Origin of the sequence: Paenibacillus phytohabitans (assembly GCF_013141775.1) — a bacterium.
Taxonomy (GTDB): domain Bacteria; phylum Bacillota; class Bacilli; order Paenibacillales; family Paenibacillaceae; genus Paenibacillus_AQ; species Paenibacillus_AQ phytohabitans.
Genome location: NZ_WHOB01000052.1, coordinates 77,828 through 91,981, shown reverse-complemented (window position 1 = coordinate 91,981; position 14,154 = coordinate 77,828). Strand labels below are relative to the sequence as shown.

The window sequence follows — 14,154 nt, the reverse complement described above, 5'->3', positions numbered from 1 at the left end:
GGCACGGACGAACAGAACTATCCGCTGTACTGGCAGGCCCGGGCACGGAAGAATCCGGTGCAGTTCGAAGCGTTCGACAGCCTGAATAACCAACTGCCGGATGAATACAAGATCCAGAATATTCTGGGGCTGGCACCGTACATGCCGGAATATGCGAAGAACAATCTGCAGCTGGAATCGATGGCGGGGGATTACACGATTAAGCTGATTGCCGGAGCGGATACGCTGGACGGACTGGCAGATTTCCAGGCCAAGTATAAGGCCGCCGGGGAAGAAGCGAGTGCGAAGGAAATCAATGACTGGTACGCAACTGTAAGCAAATAAACCATAGGAGCGGCAGCTTGGATTACGGGAGCTTGCCGCTTCCTTTCCATGAAGGGAGACGGAAAATTTGAATAACCTGGAATATTCATTTCAGCGGCAGGTTCAGACCGTGCTGCATGCGGAAGTTATTGTTATAGGCGGCGGTCCTGCGGGCACGGCGGCGGCAATCAGTTCGGCAAGATGCGGCAAGCAGGTGGTGCTGCTGGAGAAATCGGCACAGCTCGGCGGGATGGGAACCCTGGCTAATGTCAGCGTATTTATGCCCATCGGGAATGTGACCGGGATCTACCGTGAGATTATTGCGGAGATGCTGGCAGAATCATTGCCGCAGGGGCATGACGAGTCGATTGCACCGCAGTATTCGCCTTTTCTGATGCGGCAGTATATGAATGAGAAAATGAAAAAAGAGCAGGTGCAGGTATACTACCATGCCGAGTTCGTGGGCACGGTGCAGGAGGGCGGCAGGATCAAGGCGGTCATTGTCTCCACCCGGGAAGGACTGAAGGCTTTTGAAGGGGAGCAATTCATTGACTGCACGGGTGATGCAAGAGTAGCGGTTGAAGCGGGAGTCCCGTATCACTCGGGCAGAGAAGAAGACGGACTGACCCAGCCGATGACCCTGATGTTCATGATGCAGAATACCGGCAAGCCGGTGATCCCGATCCTTCCCGAAGGCTGCTATGAATACAAGGAGCTGGCGGATCTGCCGCAAGGGCGCGAGCTCTACTGGGAGCAGAACGGCGACGGTACACTGCTTGTAAATATGTCGCGTGTGAAGGCGAACGGAGCTAAAATAGAAGAGGTGAATTACGCGGAGACGGAAGCGCTCCGGCAGGTGTTCTCGATTGTGAATTATTTGCAGAGAAACGGCTTCGGGACGTATGCACTCTCGCATGTTGCCCCGCAGACCGGGGTCCGGGAGAGCAACCAGATTGAGGGAATTTACACCCTGACCGAGCAGGATGTGGTCAGCGGAGCCCGGTTCCCGGATGTGGTCGCACAGACCAACTACGAGATTGATATTCATAGCCCCGACGGAGCGGGAACGACCGATGAACGGGCCATCAGCGGGTATGATATTCCTTACCGGTGCATGGTGCCGGAGCAGGTCGTGAATCTGCTGGTGGCCGGAAGGCCGATATCGGCTACACATGTGGCCATGTCCTCCATGCGCATGCAGGCCACCTGCTACGCGCTGGGCCAGGCGGCAGGCGCTGCGGCCGCCATCTCGCTGGATGAGTCTGTGCCGCTGCGGGATGTTCCGGCCGATAAGCTGCATGAGGCGCTGAAGCGCCAGGATGTGCGTTTTATAAGTTAACATTAACTATATAGATTGAACTGAAGAACTTCACGCAAGATTTCACATCACTCTGTGAATATGGGACTTCATGGTGGCTGCTGTTGCCGCGGGATATCCTCGATTCATCCGCTTTCCGGGCAGTGATCAGGTAGATTTTCATAAAATCTTGCACATAATACAACATTCTCTTCATTAAATCAGCCCAAATCCGAAATTGTTGTAGAAACTGCAGGATTTCACCTATTTCAAACGAATTTGCGGGAGGATTCTTGTATTTTATACAACAATCCTCCCGAACATCGGACTATCTATGAACTCAAGTTGCAAAACGTACAACATTTATGTCTACATTGATTATTTAAAAGTCAACACACTGCCAGTAACGGATCAAGTGTAAGGTATTGACGTATTCCGCCAGGCCCACATAATTAGATTCTGAAGTTCAATCTATATAGGTGCTAATGTAGATAAAATGAACTTAAAAACTACCCCAAAAAAGCAAAGGTACGGAGGGGGAATTTGGAACTGTAGGAGCGACAGCGTACGCCTGAAAGCTTTCCGCAGGAAAGCCCGCTTCGGAAGCATCAGCAGTCACCCGGATTTCCACCGCGACCAGCGTTACAAATTCAAGAATCCGGGGACAACAGCGGCCGGAAGTCCAAACATTCACCGCAGTGGCGACTGATTCTTGATTCTATATCTCTAGTTCAATCTACATAAAGGAGGACGGGGCTGTGTACAAACTGCTAATTGTGGATGATGAGCCAACGGTTCGCTTCGGCTTGCGCTCCTATTTCAACTGGTCCTCGTACGGTATTGAAGTGATTGGTGAGGCGGATGACGGGGATGTGGCCTTTGAGGTGATCGGGAAGGAGCAGCCGGATATTGTGCTGACCGATGTCCGTATGCCCAAGATGGACGGGATTACGCTGTCCCGGCATATCCATGCCGGGTATCCCCGGACGAAGATTATTTTTGTCAGCGGCCATGATGATGCCGATTATCTGAAATCGGCGCTTAAGGTAAGCGCGGTCGATTACATCTTCAAGCCGGTGAATCTGGAGGAGCTCAGCGCGGTTATCCAGCGGGTGGTCAGCCATCTCGATGCCGAGCGGGCGGAGCACCGGTTCAAGGTGGACATGCAGAGTAAGCTGAAGGAGGGCATGCCGCTGCTGCGGGAGAAGTTCCTGCTGTCCCTGATCAGCACCGGCGCCCCCCGCCAGAGTCTGGATGAACGGCTGCGTTTCCTCGGTCTGAATCTGCCGCTGGATGCCGTGTACTGGGTGATCGTTATTTCTGTCGATGATCTCGCAGAGGTCACAGGGAGCCGTTCGGAGACGGATCAGCAGCTGCTGTGGTATTCCGTGCTGAACATCTGCCAGGAGCTGATCGGCCAGCACCTTACCGGCTATGCCTTTGAGCACCGGATCGGGGAGTTTGTCGGCATTCTGCGGGAGAATCCGGAGGACGGCGGCGCTGCGGACAATGCCGAAGCACTGCTGGAGCTGGCGGGGGATATCCTCGGCAATCTGGAGAAATGGCTGAAGATCAGCGTCACCATCGGCATCAGCGAGCGGGTGACCGGCCTTCCCGGGCTGGTTCATTCCTATAAGCAGGCGCGTGAAGCGGCCGATCATAAATGGTATTTGGGCAAAAACCGGATTATCACCATGGACAGCCTGGAGAATCCCGAGTCGGAGCCGGCCAGCTTCACTAGATACGATCCGGATCATAGCGAGCAGCTGCTGTCGGCACTGAAGGCGGCTGATCCGGACCGGATGCGCGAGGTGCTGGATCAGCTGTTCACGGATTTGAACCGGGGCCGCCGTGACGGGCTTAAATACGGGCGCAACATCTGCCTGCAGATTGTCCTCGCGGTCGGGCAGCTGCTGCTGGAGCTGAATGCCGGATCTCCCGAGCTGGAGGCGGCGGAAGCCCGGCTGTGGGAGACACTGTTCGAGCAGGAGACGCTTGGCGAGATGCGGGAGCTGATTGAAGCTCATCTCAGCAGTGTCTGTGCGCGTATCCGCGAGAAGCGGACCGGCAAGGTAGCCAATCTGATTGAAAGGGTACGCGAGATCATCAAGCAAAGATATGCGGACGGGGCCTTGACGGTAACGGACATTGGCAAGGAGGTCTATCTGACGCCAACCTATGTCAGTCTGCTGTTCAAGCAGGAGACCGGGCAGACAATCAACGAATTCCTGACGCAGATCCGGGTGGAGAAGGCGAAGGAGCTGCTGCGCGATCCGCAGTACAAATTCTATGATATCTGTTATGCCATCGGCTATACGGACCCGAGCTACTTCACCAAGCTGTTCAAAAAAGCGACGGGAGTTACACCGAGCGCATACCGGGACAGCCATGCGTAGGGCAGCGGCAAGCCTCTGGCACCTGTTGTCCTCAGCCTTCGGCTCGGCCGTAAGCCTGGCCCGCCGCATCCGGATTCCCCGGCAGTGGCTGCTGGCCTATCTGCTGCTGATTGTTGTTCCGGCGGGAATCTTCCTGTATGGCTATTACGAGCGTTCGGCCTCCATTCTGAAGAGTGAAGTGATCCGGACCATGCAGCAGGCGCTGAAGCAGGCGGGAAGCAACCTGTCTTACCGCCTGGAGCATATCTACGATATCAGCAATGCGGCTTTTATGAACCCGAACCTCCACTCGTACCTCTCCGTCGGCGCCGATGACCAGTCGATGGAGATTCAGCTGCAGGTCATTAAGGACCTGAGATTTCTCGTCGATACGGTACAGTCGAACTCCGATGTATTCCACGTGCGCTTGTACGTCGATCAATCGAAGCTGTATGCGGGTGAGAAAATCAATTTCTTCTCGCTGGACAGCCTGAAGAACAAAGCCTGGTATTCCCCCGTCATTGAGGCCAACGGAGGCATTGTTCCGATTGGGGCTTACGAGGAATCTTTTCTTGATATCGGGAAGGCCCGCGTGTTCTCGTTCGCCCGCATGCTGCGCGATCCGGACCGGTACGATAAGGTATCCGGAGTGCTGATGATCGATGTGGAGGAGAAGATGGTGGCGGATATTCTGTCCGCGCTCCAATTCGCGCCGGGCACGCAGGTCTATCTGACGGACGCGGACGGAACGATTGTCTATCATCCTGACCGCGCAATAATCGGTACGAAGATTGCTCCTGCCATTCTGGAAGACATGAAGCTGAGCAGCGAGGGCAGCTCCACGCTGAAGATAGGCACGGAGGTCAACGATGTGATGTATACAACGCTGCAGCCCACCGGCTGGAGGCTGGTCGCTCAGGGAACGGAATCCCAGCTGTCGCGCCGTGCTGTGGAGCTGACGCAGAGGTCGGAATGGACCTCGCTGATGGAGTATGTGGCGCTGTTCCTGATCCTGCCCTTTGTGCTGCTCGCCATCATTGTCCGCGGAATGAACCGCAGAGTCATGCAGGTTATTACCGTCATCCGCAAGGAGGGAAGTGAAGGGCTGATTGAGCTTCCTCCGGTCAACGGCGATTTTCATATGCTGGAGCGGAGTGTCGATCATCTGATTCTCCGGGTGCGGACGCTGGTGGAGGAGAAGTACAGAGCCGAAATTCATGAACGCGAGGCCCAGCTGCAGGCGCTACAGGCCCAGATTAACCCGCATTTCCTCTACAATACGCTGGATACAATCAATTGGATTGCCATCGGCAAAGGGGCAACCGACATCAGCCAGATGATCGATAGCCTGGCTAAATACTTCAGGCTCAGCCTGAGCAAGGGCCGGAGCATCGTCAGCGTAGAGGATGAGCTGAGTCTGGCCGCAGTCTATCTGAAGATCCAGCAGAGCCGGTTTCTGGATGCATTCGCCTTCGTGCTGGATACCGAGCCCGGGCTGGGTGCCTACCAGATGCCCAAGCTGATCCTGCAGCCGATTGTCGAGAATGCCCTTTTGCATGGAATCCTGAAGTCCAAAGACAAACGCGGAACGATTACCATCTCCGTCAGAGAGGAAGAAGGCGATCTGATCTTCAAAGTGTCCGACGACGGAATCGGCATGGAAGAGGAGCAGGCGCGCCAACTGCTGATGGAGGAGCCGCATGAGGCAAAGCCTGATTCCACCGGCAGCTCCTACGGGCTGTACAACGTGAATGAGCGCATCAGGCTCTATGCCGGCAATCATTATGGAATCAGCATCGCGTCTAAGCCCGGCGCCGGTACCACGGTTACAGTACGCCTAAAGGCGGAGCCGGCCAAAAGACCGCTATAACGGCATAATACGCAGCACAACAGGGGAGAGAAGTATGGCAATGATACGTATTGAGCATCACGAAGCTATGTTGCATGTGCTCATTGAAGTGACAGACGAAGGCAGCGTGAAGCTGCTGCATTTTGCCTCCGGGACGTATGAAGAAGAAACGCTGGACGATAAAAGCTATGCGAACCGCCGCCTGGTGGATGTGCAGATTACAGGAGAGGATCATGTGATCCATCACGGGCTCAAGCATGTCGGAACGGTGCCGGGCACCCGCCTGAAATATCAGTCGCACCTGTTCAGTGAAGCCGGAGACAGCCGCAGGCTGGAGATCCGCCAGTCCGATGCCGCTACCGGGCTGGCTGTGATTAGCCATTTCAAGTTCTACACAGGTTTGTCCCTGGCGAGAACCTGGACGGAGTTGCGCAATGAAGGAGAGCAGCCGCTGCCGATTGAGTATATATCTTCCTTTGCCTATAACGGCGCGGCCAAGGAAGGCAGCCTCCCGTGGGACCGGAAGATGATGCTGCACCTGCCGCGTAATTCCTGGTGTGGAGAGGTGCAGTGGCAGCAGCATAGCCTGCCTGAATGGGGCCTCAGCCGGGTGTTCGATCATTCGGTGAATCGGCTGTCGGTGCATTCGCTCGGCACTTGGTCCTCCTATGAACATCTGCCGATAGCCATTCTTGAGAATACAGAATCAGGCTCCTGCCTGTTCTGGCAGATTGAGCATAACGGCTCCTGGCAATGGGAACTCAGCGATGCCGAGGTGAATGAGCTGTATGTCAGGCTGAGCGGGCCGAATGAGGACGAGGGACACTGGAGCCGGACGCTCCAGCCGGGAGAGAGCTTCGAATCGGTTCCTGCGGTAGCCGGAGCGGTTCAAGGGGGCTTCACCGAAGCCGCCCGGGAGCTGACCCGTTATCTGCGGCAGGTGCGGAGGAAGAATGAAGATAACCGCACGCTGCCTGTAGTCTATAACGATTTCATGCACAGCTTGTGGGGCGATCCGACTACGGCCAGAGTGCAGCCGCTGGTGGACGCGGCTGCGGCTGCCGGCTGCGAGATTTACTGCATTGATGCAGGCTGGTATGAGGGGGAGCTGGGAGAATGGCTGCCGTCGGAGGGCCGCTTCGAAGGCGGTCTCGCGGCAATGACCGGCTATATCCGCTCCAAAGGCCTGATTCCGGGATTGTGGCTGGAGCTGGAATCTGTGCACCGGAACAGTCCGCTCAGCAGTCGGCCTGATGACTGGTTCTTCTGCAAGCGCGGCCGCAGAGTGGTCGATGCCGGGCGGTACCAGCTTGATTTCCGCAACCCGGAGGTTGTGCGGCATGCCGATGACACCGTGGACCGGCTCATTGCGGAGCTGGGCATCGGCTACTTCAAGTTCGACTACAACCAGAACGCCGGAACCGGCACGGATATCGCGGCGGAGAGTCTGGGTGATGGCCTGATGGGTCATAACCGGGCTTATCTGGCCTGGGCGGACCGCCTGTTCCTCCGTCACCCGGAGCTTATTGTCGAGAGCTGTGCCAGCGGAGGCATGCGGATGGATTATGCTACCCTGGAGCGCTTCAGCCTGCAGTGTGTCAGCGACCAGATGGACTACCGGCTGATGGGCATGATTGCCGCCGCAAGCCCATCGGTCATACCGCCGGAGCAGGCCGGAATCTGGTCCTATCCGCTGACCACTTCCGATGATGAAGCTGTCATCTTCAACATGGTCAACGTGATGCTGTCCCGCGTCATTCTGGGCGGACCGCTGGCGGAGCTTGGCGAAGCCGGCAGCGCTCTGGTCCGCGAAGGCATCGCCTGCTACAAGTCGCTCCGGCAGGAGCTGGCGGAAGCCGCCGCCTTCTGGCCGCTGGGCATTCCGCAGCTGCATTCCAGCCGGGCCTGCCTGGGTCTGCAGCTGGGCGGCCGGATCGTACTGGCCGTCTGGCGGATGGATCAGGAAGAGGAGCTTATCGAGATTCCGCTGGGCAAGTGGGCGAAGGGGGCGGCGCAGGGGAAGAACGGTGGGCAGAGTGGAAATGTTCGATGCCTCTATCCAGCCTGGGCGGAATCCGCTGTGGCCGCCTGGGATGCCGAGCGGGCGGTGCTGTGTGTCCGGCTCCCCCAGACCTATTCGGCCAGAGTCATTGAGATTGGCTGACAGTGTATAGCGACAATAAAGAACCTGACCCTCCAATGAAGGAGGAGTCAGGTTCTTTATGTTGTGACTGATAGGCATAACCGTGAAGTTAAACATCTTCCGGCTGCTTCCGCTCCGGAATAACAAAAGAAACGGTGGTGCCGGCTCCAAGCTGGCTGTGAATGACCAGTCCCTGGCCATACAGCTGTGTCAGCCGCCGGTTGGTATTCAGCAGTCCGATGCCGCGGGAAGGCAAGCCGAGTCCGCTGTCATCCAGCAGATGAAGAACCTGCTCATCAGGCATCCCTTTGCCGTTATCCTCTACTTCAAACGATGTGTACCCCTGCCGGCGGTGAATGCGGATATGCAGCAGGCCGCCGGCCTTCCGGCTCAGCAGGCCGTGTCTAACCGCATTCTCGACCAGCGGCTGGAGGGTAAGCGGCGGGAGGAGCAGCTCGATCCCCGGTTCCACATCCCATTCGATCTGCAGGCGTTCGTCAAACCTGGCCTTCTCAATAAACAGATAGGACTCAACCAGCTCCAGCTCATGGGACAGTCCGACCAGCTGCTGCGAGTTCATATAGTCGAAGCTGATTCGCAGATAGGAGGAGAACGCCTCTCCGAGATCACGCATCTTCGGGAGGTCGAATTCACTTAAGGCCAGCAGTGCGTTCAGCGTGTTGAACAGGAAGTGCGGCTGAATTTGCGCCTGCAGGTAAGCAGCCTCCAGCCGCAGGCTCTGATTAATAGACTGCTTCAGTCCGGTCAGGGAGCGGACCCGGTATTTCAGCTCCAGAGCATCCACGGGCTTCGCGACATAATCATTGGCTCCGGATAAGAATCCCGTATAGATATCCACCGGCTGATTGCGGGCAGTGAGCAGCAGGATCGGCAGCTCCGAGACGGAGAAGCGCTGCCGGGCGATCCGCGTCAGCTCGTAGCCGGACATGTACGGCATCATGACATCGGCGATCAGCAGGTCCCAGGGTTCGGTGCCAAGCAGGTCCAGGGCTTCCTGGGCGCTGGTGACGGTGACCAGCTGATGCTGTTCATCCGAGAGTATGCTGGCGAGCACCTTAAGATTGACCGGATCATCATCCACGGCGAGAATAAGAGTCTTGGCCGTCATGGAGGTCTCCTGCAGCTGCATCTGAGGGTGCGAAGGGATCTCTTGTGATGCAACTGCAGTGATACTGCTGGTATCAGACTGCCGGAATAACAGTCTCCCCTGTTCAAGCAGAAGGTCTTCCATGTCCGGGCTGTCATTCATCCTTGCAGCAGCGGCCTCTTCCGGCGCATGCCGGACCTCAGAAGCAGATGCGAGGGGAAGGGTGAAGGTGAACACGGACCCCTTCCCGGGTTCGGAATCCACGGTAAGGTCTCCGCCGTGAAGCTCTGCCAGCTGCTTGCTGATGCTTAAGCCAAGCCCGATTCCGCCTCCGTCATTGATGCCTTTACTCCCTTGCTCATAAGGCGAGAAGATCCTCGCTTGTGTCTCCTTGTCGATGCCTATACCGGTATCGGACACGCTAATCTTTGCGGTCTTGCCGGTAACCTCGGCAGATATGGTGACTGTTCCGGCCTGCGTGTATTTGATGGCATTGCGCAGCAGGTTATAGAGAATCTGCACAATCCGCTTCTCATCACCCCATACGGGCGGCAGGGAAGCGGGTAATTCGTTACGCAGCTGCAGCTGCTTGCTGTCCGTCATGAATTCAAACATATTCAGAATTCCGGTTACCAGCGGCCCGACGGCCAGCGGTTCACGCTGTAATACAATCCGCTTCTCCTGCAGACGGGTCACATCGAGCAGATCATTCAGCATATGGGACATCCGGCGGCTGATGGTAATGAGCAGCTCCAGATCCTGGTAGCTTTGATGATCCTGGAGGGATTTCTCCTTCGCTGTTACGGTTTGGGCGATGCTGATGATGCCGTGCAGCGGTGTTCTGAGTTCATGTGCAGTATTCGCCAGGAACTGGTCCTTCAGATGATCGCTTTCCTTCAACTGCTGGTTAAGCAGCCGGTTCTCTTCTGCATTGCGGAAATACCGCTTGAACCAGTAAGCGGAGAACCCGATGATGGCTGCGATGACATCTACCGGATAATACAGAATACTTGCTTTGCTGCTCGATTCCAAGGATCCGCCAAGGACACTGGAGCCGATAGCCGCGGCGGCAAACAGCAGAAATACGGAGTCCTGCTCCTGCCGGGCAACCATACGGCCAATGGAGTATACGACGCCTGCGACCGGAAGCAGGTAGAGCACTGAGAAGAGAGGCCTTGCATATACAACATACTGCGCAGGCAGTACCAGTACATAGACGGTGTAGAGGCACAGGGCAAGGAGGTAACCTTTGAACAAGCGGCCCGGGCGCTCCTGTGCGGAGAAGCTGCGGGTCAGCAGCAGCATGAACAGGGAGATCGCAGGATAAGCCAGCATTTTGAGCTTCAGCGCCCAGGTATAGTTGATTGGCAGCCAGAGCAGCAGCAGGGTATCATTATCGGTCACTATTGAAGCACCTACCGCCAGGAGCAGCAGGCAGAACACCAGGAACGCTTTTTGCCGGCGGTTGAAAAAGAATAGAATTCCCGCATACATCGCATGCAGCAGCATGATCACAAAAGTGACCATCTGGAAGCCGATAGAATACAATCGTTCTGTATCAATCGCTGCCTGGGAGCCGAAACGGATGGAGCGGACAATCCCACCTTCAAGCGGGTGGTCGTAATTGGCTGCACGGACCAGCAGCGTGATCTCCTGCTGTCCTGCCGCATTATAGGCCGCCGTATAGGAAACAGCCTTAGGTTTGTAGTCCTGGCGGCTCACGGCCAGTTGACCGAAGCTGCCCTCAGTCTGTCCGTTAATCTCAATGCCGGAGGAAGCTTGAATACGCTGAATCCAGAAGCCATACGGCTGCTGCTGCAGCTGGTCAACCAGAATGCGCAGCCTGTAAGTTCCGTAGCCGAAGGAAGAATGTCCTTCTTCAGGGAAACCGCTGCTCCAGTCGCCGGGAACCTGCACAACATGCTGCGCAGCCGGGGTAAGCCCGGTGAAGCTCTCTTGGGTGAGGAATTGGCCGGGATAGAATTCCCATTCACCATCCAGCCGCACAGACCGGGAATTCTCGAAGTCCCAGCCCCGCATATCGAGGACACCTTGCTTCACTTCCGGGTGCTCCGGCGCGGCATACGCGTTGAACCACAGATAACGTATGCTGATCAGGAGGGTCAGATATAATAGCAGCAACAGAGCATGCTTGAGATTCAATATGCTTTTGGTATTGATCATGGTTTGCTTCGTTAAGTTAGTCTTCATCATACGTTCTTTATTCGACATGTTTCGAGGTTATCCTGCCGGGAAATGGCGGGTGCCTGCTTTACCCCCATACCCCGACAAGCAGAATGCCGCCGAAGATGACTACAGAGCACAGAATCCGCCGCAAGCCCTGCTGCTCTTTCAGCAGGAGGATGCCCAGGAACGTAGCGAATATGGTCCCGATCTCCCGCAACGGGCTGATATGGGCGAGCGGCGCCTGCTGCAGCGCGAAGAGGAACAGCAGATACGAGCCCGGATTCAGCACGCTTCCCAGCAGGATGGTGAACTTGTTGCTCTTCCACTCCTCCAGCAGCTTGCGCGATTTCAGGACTGCCGGTGTCAGACCGGCGACAAAACCGATATTGGTGACCTCAAGCAGCGCCAGCGGAGACATATGCTGGAGGTTCAGCTTATCGACGAATACATAGCAGGTTGTGCAGAGTCCCACGCAGAGCGCCATAAGAATCGGCGTATATCCGGACTTCCGGAAGGCGGCGGATGTGGATGCAGAGAGGGATGCGGTTGAGCTTCTGGAGCCCAGTCCGCTGAGCACTGCGAATCCGCCGAGCATGAAGGCAATGCCGGCCCATCCATAGACAGTCAGCGATTCGCCCAGAAAAAGAACACCGATCAGCGGGATGAGCAGCGTGCTCGTCCCCCGCATCACCGGATATATCTGTGATAAGTCACCCATCTCATAGGTTCTGGATAAAAGCCAGGAATACAAGGCCTGCAGCGCTACAGACAGCAGCAGCAGGGCATAAGCTCCGGCTGTAAGCGGGTGAGTCCACAGCTCGGTTATTAGGATAGGGAGCAGCAGAATAGTAGAGATCATCATGATCGACCACAGGAAGATGCTTTTGTCCCGGCTTCTTTTGGTGAACATGCTCCACACTGCGTGACACATCCCGGAAGCCAGAACCAAAAGAATTGGCAGCAGCATTAAATTTCAACCCCTTAAGAAATGATTAGTGTTCATCAGCGGCAGGTGCAGGGGGATGGGAGGGTTGTTCCAGCAGAGCCGAGCCATCCTCAAGCCGGAGCCAAGTCTCGAACTGCTTATCGCCCTCAGTCAGCCGGATGACACGTGCACCCCGCATGAAGCCTTCCCGCCCGTAAGTATTGTAGCCGGTGGCCCGCCCATAGCTGAGCCGGATGCCATGCAGGCTGCCGGTGAAGTCGTTAACATGATCATGTCCGCAAAAAGTACCTGCCACATCGCCCATTTCCACCATAGCTGTGAAGAGTCCCGAATTAAGCACCGGAGCACAGACCTGCTCGAATTTATGGCCGTAGCAGGTCTGCGTGGACCACATTTCGGCATATTCCGGGAGCGGGATATGGAAGAATGCCAGCGCAGGCAGCTTGGCCTCACCTGCCTGGGGATTCAGCCGGGCTGATTGCTCTGTCAGCCAGCGGATCTGGCTCTGCCGGACCCAGTTATAGCCGGGAATCTGCGCAAGCCCGGAGTAGGCGCCGGTGTCCAGCATATAGAGAATGGCGCCCGCCGTGGTGCCGGTGCCCGCGATCTCAAGCGTATAATTGCCAGAACCGGCCAGCTCTGCCGGACCTGCTTCAGCCAGGCAGTGGGGGTGCTCCAGTGCAATATCCATCAGCTCACTATAGGAGACAACTTGCTCGGTATCATGATTGCCGAAGACGAAGGCCCAGGGAGTACCGCTCTTCTCTACAGCAGCCACAGCCTCCCGGAACGCCCGCTTGGGCTGCTCGCATGCCTTCTCTCCTTCGGGGACAGGTCCGGTATAGATCAGATCTCCTGTGAAAATAACGAGATCCGGCTGCTCCGCTTCCATCACGCGTTCCATAAGCTCCCTCGTCCGCTGATCCTCGGCTCTTCCATCCATCCAGTGAAGATCGGTGAATTGTACGATGGTAAAGGTTCCGTCCTGGCGGAATGATAATTTGTGCTTCATGTGAAAATCCCCTCTCTGCCTGAATAAAGTTATGAATTTAGTTCATTAGGTGTTAAAGTGCTTTTGTGTTGTTTTGTATTTTATTATGTTGTTTCATGTTGATTTTAGGGCGATAATCCGTTTCTGTCAATCTATAATTGGATGGATTGCACTTTCTGCAATAGATTTTGCTCAAACCGGCGTGAAATCTCATTCTGCTGTATTTCATACAACTGATTCCTCTAATTTCGCTCCAAAAGACTCCTTTCATAAAATTCTAATGTACGGAGTGCATTAGATTCTATTTTTCGGCGGATTTAGGGGCTATCTGCTGCAGAAAGTGCAATAGAACTATAGTTGGAAATATAACCGGTGCGGAACTTTACTCCTGCTTGAAGCAGAGCGATTTCTCGCTTCGCAGGCTTTAACTGTATTTTGTACAACTAAAGTTACCGGATAGGTGCGCCAGAGCATTTTAACTGCATTCTATACAATTAAATAGACCGCCATTCCCTGAATGATCGCTACACGCCATGTTTAGTTGTACAGAATACATTTATCGCAATAAATTCACGCTTTAGCTAACTTTTAACTGTACGAAATACAACTATTCAAGGAATCGCCACCTTCGATACGTACGCAAACCGCAGGCATTTGTGTGAACAGAAGATAATGACGCTAAGTGCAGGGAGCATTGGTGGAATAAGAAACTTAAGGAATTAAGGAATTAAGGATTTAAGGATTTAAGGCTTCTGATGCGTAAGCGTAAGCAGATTTACTCGTCCACTAGAGAAATCTTTTGATAAAAGCAGCTGCATTGACAAGTGGGATTCGGCTCCATATACTGAGGAAATCAACAACAATACACTCAAAACAACATTACATATACATATGGATAACCTAAATCGGATAAGGCAATTAGCATTCGCGAACGCGAATTCACTATAACTGGAGG

The 14,154-nt window shown here is 55.0% G+C and carries 7 protein-coding genes and 1 pseudogene; 5 read left to right on the top strand and 3 right to left on the bottom strand.

What is annotated here, in order from left to right; genetic code table 11:
- From GC101_RS17670 to GC101_RS17650, 5 genes and pseudogenes are all read left to right on the top strand, one after another.
- Window positions 1-324: pseudogene (locus GC101_RS17670) on the top strand (extracellular solute-binding protein); the annotation flags it as partial.
- A gap of 67 nt (window positions 325-391) precedes the next feature.
- Window positions 392-1,642 (top strand): FAD-dependent oxidoreductase, encoded by a 1,251-nt coding sequence (locus GC101_RS17665; RefSeq protein WP_171718307.1) that lies wholly within the window; start codon window positions 392-394, stop codon window positions 1,640-1,642.
- 716 nt (window positions 1,643-2,358) lie between these two features.
- On the top strand, window positions 2,359-3,996 hold the full coding sequence (locus tag GC101_RS17660; RefSeq protein WP_171718306.1) for a response regulator: 1,638 nt from the start codon (window positions 2,359-2,361) through the stop codon (window positions 3,994-3,996).
- Window positions 3,989-5,845: a cache domain-containing sensor histidine kinase gene (locus tag GC101_RS17655; protein ID WP_171718305.1), complete on the top strand. Its 1,857-nt coding sequence runs from the start codon at window positions 3,989-3,991 to the stop codon at window positions 5,843-5,845. Before GC101_RS17660 ends, GC101_RS17655 begins: the two co-directional genes overlap by 8 nt.
- A 34-nt stretch (window positions 5,846-5,879) precedes the next feature.
- The gene (locus tag GC101_RS17650) at window positions 5,880-7,988 is read left to right on the top strand and encodes an alpha-galactosidase (protein ID WP_246354379.1); all 2,109 of its coding nucleotides are present in this window, start codon (window positions 5,880-5,882) and stop codon (window positions 7,986-7,988) included.
- A gap of 88 nt (window positions 7,989-8,076) precedes the next feature.
- On the opposite strand, the gene GC101_RS17645 is transcribed toward GC101_RS17650, so the two are convergent.
- Genes GC101_RS17645 through GC101_RS17635 form a run of 3 tightly spaced genes read right to left on the bottom strand, consistent with a single transcriptional unit; the run spans window position 8,077 to window position 13,220 of the window.
- A complete protein-coding gene (locus GC101_RS17645) occupies window positions 8,077-11,307 on the bottom strand; it encodes a hybrid sensor histidine kinase/response regulator (RefSeq protein ID WP_246354378.1) in 3,231 nt (1,076 codons plus the stop codon).
- Between the two features lie 40 nt (window positions 11,308-11,347).
- Window positions 11,348-12,229: a DMT family transporter gene (locus GC101_RS17640; protein ID WP_171718304.1), complete on the bottom strand. Its 882-nt coding sequence runs from the start codon at window positions 12,227-12,229 to the stop codon at window positions 11,348-11,350.
- 25 nt (window positions 12,230-12,254) lie between these two features.
- Window positions 12,255-13,220, bottom strand: coding sequence for a metallophosphoesterase family protein (locus tag GC101_RS17635; protein ID WP_171718303.1), 966 nt, complete (start codon window positions 13,218-13,220; stop codon window positions 12,255-12,257).
- Between the last annotated feature and the right edge of the window lie 934 nt (window positions 13,221-14,154).

Bases quoted from the DNA above. Each gene is read 5' to 3' on its own strand.
- GC101_RS17640 (WP_171718304.1), bottom strand. From the start codon at position 12,229: ATGCTGCTGCCAATTCTTTTGGTTCTGGCTTCCGGGATGTGTCACGCA.
- GC101_RS17635 (WP_171718303.1), bottom strand. From the start codon at position 13,220: ATGAAGCACAAATTATCATTCCGCCAGGACGGAACCTTTACCATCGTA.
- GC101_RS17655 (WP_171718305.1), top strand. From the start codon at position 3,989: ATGCGTAGGGCAGCGGCAAGCCTCTGGCACCTGTTGTCCTCAGCCTTC.
- GC101_RS17645 (WP_246354378.1), bottom strand. From the start codon at position 11,307: ATGTCGAATAAAGAACGTATGATGAAGACTAACTTAACGAAGCAAACC.
- GC101_RS17650 (WP_246354379.1), top strand. From the start codon at position 5,880: ATGGCAATGATACGTATTGAGCATCACGAAGCTATGTTGCATGTGCTC.